At 58.9% G+C, this 2,292-nt stretch carries 6 protein-coding genes and 1 pseudogene; 6 read left to right on the top strand and 1 reads right to left on the bottom strand.

All coding sequences use genetic code 11. The features are described 5' to 3' along the window. The 6 genes and pseudogenes from ACH196_RS38015 to ACH196_RS37990 all read left to right on the top strand — a co-directional run. Positions 1-192: pseudogene (locus tag ACH196_RS38015) on the top strand (hypothetical protein); the annotation flags it as partial. Continuing rightward, positions 189-506, top strand: coding sequence for a hypothetical protein (locus ACH196_RS38010; protein WP_396651976.1), 318 nt, complete (start codon positions 189-191; stop codon positions 504-506). The pseudogene ACH196_RS38015 and the gene ACH196_RS38010, both read left to right, overlap by 4 nt. Further along, complete coding sequence (locus ACH196_RS38005; protein ID WP_396651975.1) at positions 484-621, top strand: hypothetical protein; 138 nt, start codon at positions 484-486, stop codon at positions 619-621. The genes ACH196_RS38010 and ACH196_RS38005 overlap by 23 nt, the downstream gene beginning before the upstream one ends. Positions 622-667: 46 nt before the next feature. Then, on the top strand, positions 668-901 hold the full coding sequence (locus tag ACH196_RS38000; protein ID WP_396651977.1) for a hypothetical protein: 234 nt from the start codon (positions 668-670) through the stop codon (positions 899-901). After that, positions 898-1,227 carry a hypothetical protein gene (locus ACH196_RS37995; protein WP_396651974.1) on the top strand — a complete coding sequence of 110 codons (330 nt, stop codon included), beginning with the start codon at positions 898-900 and terminating at the stop codon, positions 1,225-1,227. The genes ACH196_RS38000 and ACH196_RS37995 overlap by 4 nt, the downstream gene beginning before the upstream one ends. Further along, positions 1,224-1,502, top strand: coding sequence for a DUF1488 domain-containing protein (locus ACH196_RS37990; RefSeq protein WP_396651973.1), 279 nt, complete (start codon positions 1,224-1,226; stop codon positions 1,500-1,502). Before ACH196_RS37995 ends, ACH196_RS37990 begins: the two co-directional genes overlap by 4 nt. Before the next feature lie 598 nt (positions 1,503-2,100). Here the strand turns inward: ACH196_RS37990 and ACH196_RS37985 are convergent. Next, a partial coding sequence (locus tag ACH196_RS37985; RefSeq protein WP_396651972.1) for a hypothetical protein occupies positions 2,101-2,292 on the bottom strand: 192 nt, incomplete at its 5' end.

The following is a 2,292-nucleotide window of genomic DNA, read 5'->3' as shown; positions in this document are numbered from 1 at the left end:
CAGCCGGCCGGCGAATACCGCGTCGACCACGATGAAGAGCCGATCGAAGCGGTCTCGCGGCTCGCCTGGCGGCGCGTTGCAAGCTTCATCCACCTGCCCGCGATCTCGGCGCAGCGGCCGACACAACAGATGGTGCCGATCAACTCGGCGGACCTAGACGCCGCACTCGAACAGGACCTCCGACAATCATGACCGCGACCACCCTTATGCAGCGCAGGTTCCGCGCGATCCGGCACGAAGCCGCCAGCCATCTCTATTCGATCGGGCAGGCCGTCCGGCTGAAAGGCGGAATGGGAATGCCAGCGAAGGCCAACGACATCTATCGGATCACCGGCAAACTGCCACCCAGGGGCGACTCTCCCCAATACCGCATCCGTAACGACGCAGAGCGTCACGAGCGGGTGGCGGCGGAAGACAGCCTGGAACTGGTCGACATGTCTCGCCTCGGAGACGACGCAACTCTCATCAAAAGGACGTTCGGCGATGGCCAAGGGACAGAAGCTTAGCCGCCGCGAGATCCTAAAGCCAAAGCAGGAGAAGGCTCCGGCGAATGCTGAAAGCAATTTCGGCAGCCAGATCAAGCTGGCTACCAACGCCCCGCGGGCGAAGAGCAAGAACTAGGCGTCACATTTATCTGGGATCGAAGGGGCGGACGCCGTTGAAGATCGTGATCGAATTCTACCGTACCCGGCATCAGGACGACGCCCATGCCGTCGTCGGCCGCGAGGCCGGCGAAGCGATGGATGTCGACGACGCGATCAGGATAGCGCGATCGCTTTCGGCGACGCTCGACATGCCGCAGCGCCCGGACGCCGTGACGATCATCGATGCTGCCGGGGGAACCATTTATTCGGGCGCCCTCGACCCTGCCCCTATTCCTGAAGGAAGGCCGACATCATGACCATCTTTGGCAAACAAATGCAGCGGGCATTCGAAACCCGCGCGATCTCCGCTTGGGAGAACGAAGGCGGTGCTCCCGGACGCGATTCCATGGATCATCACTACGGCCGCCGCGTCGAAGCCGACCGTTCGTGGAGCGTCTATCACGTGTTCACTGGCGATACCGCGCATTCCGACGGCCGCCCGATGACCGGCCTTAGCCGGTCGGAGGCAACCGGCAGGATGATCGCCCTCAATCTTCACAATGAAGGGCGCAGGACTGAACGACGCAGCCTCGCGTCGCCAACCGGCCCGAGCGCCCATGAAATCGAAGTGCTGAGATCATGACCCTGGGTTTCCCTAATCCGAGCCGCAGCTTCGACGACGAGCGGAATGCGATCCGCTTCATCGGCCACGACGGCATGTTCGAGGTGCGGTTCTTCATCGAGGCGGCCGCTCTGGCAAAAACCGGCCTTAAACCGCACGCAACAAAGGTATCGGAAGCGGATTACCTCGCGGCCTTCGATTCTGCGCGCGGCTCGATCCAGGACGTCGCCCGGAAAGCCTACGCCCATGGCCACCAGACCTCCTATGTGCTGACCGCCGCCGATTTTCGGCGATAGACTATTCTTGGCACTAACTTCTGGCACCGCTGGCAAGGCATTTTTGGATCGCCAGAACGAAATCGACGCTAGACCCTTGCGGGCGGTTTTGCCTGCGCGGTGACGTTCGCATAAACCTACGAAGTAGTTGTAAACTCGTATTCTCCGCCTGCAAGGATCAAGCCAGGCACGTCGAGTACTATGTTAAACCGCTTAAAGAGACGAAAAAATTCCCCTAAAGTAAGCTCTATCTCAATATCCATGAACTTAGCCGACCGCGGCTGCAAAAGTTGAGCGACGGCCTCGGCGCATTCTGTTCTATCGGTCACTACAATGCGCACCCAAGGGCGCCCGCGTGACGAGGCCTGTTCGGACACCGCGATCCTTACTACATGATCGTCCTCCCTAATATCTCCTCTTTCTCTGAAAAACTGCTGCAAAGATCGTCTATCAGATTCATCTGCGGAAACGGTCCCTTTCCAGGCGTAGGTAGATATTGCCTCCGGCAGCGTTCCCATTCCCTGACGCAACATCACTTCAATACCACATTGTCAAAAGAGGGTTATCAAGTGTCGCGGAGTGTCGTGTGAAAGGTTTGAGGAGTGAGATTGTGGTCATTTTACCGCAGTCCATAGAAAACTGGCCAAAACACCGACAACAGGATGGCGGCTACCCACATCATCACAGCGACTTTGATCAGCAGCCCGACCGGCCATTGTCGCGAATCTAGCAACCGCAATTTGCCCATTGCTTGCCCACGCGACAACAGACCGACTGCCGGCACCATGTCAGGCGTCGTACCGCGTGTTCC

Origin of the sequence: Mesorhizobium sp. IMUNJ 23232, from assembly GCF_044326205.1 — a bacterium.
Lineage (GTDB): Bacteria > Pseudomonadota > Alphaproteobacteria > Rhizobiales > Rhizobiaceae > Kumtagia.
Note: the sequence above shows the minus strand (reverse complement) of the source record. Positions and strands in the feature narration are given on the sequence as shown.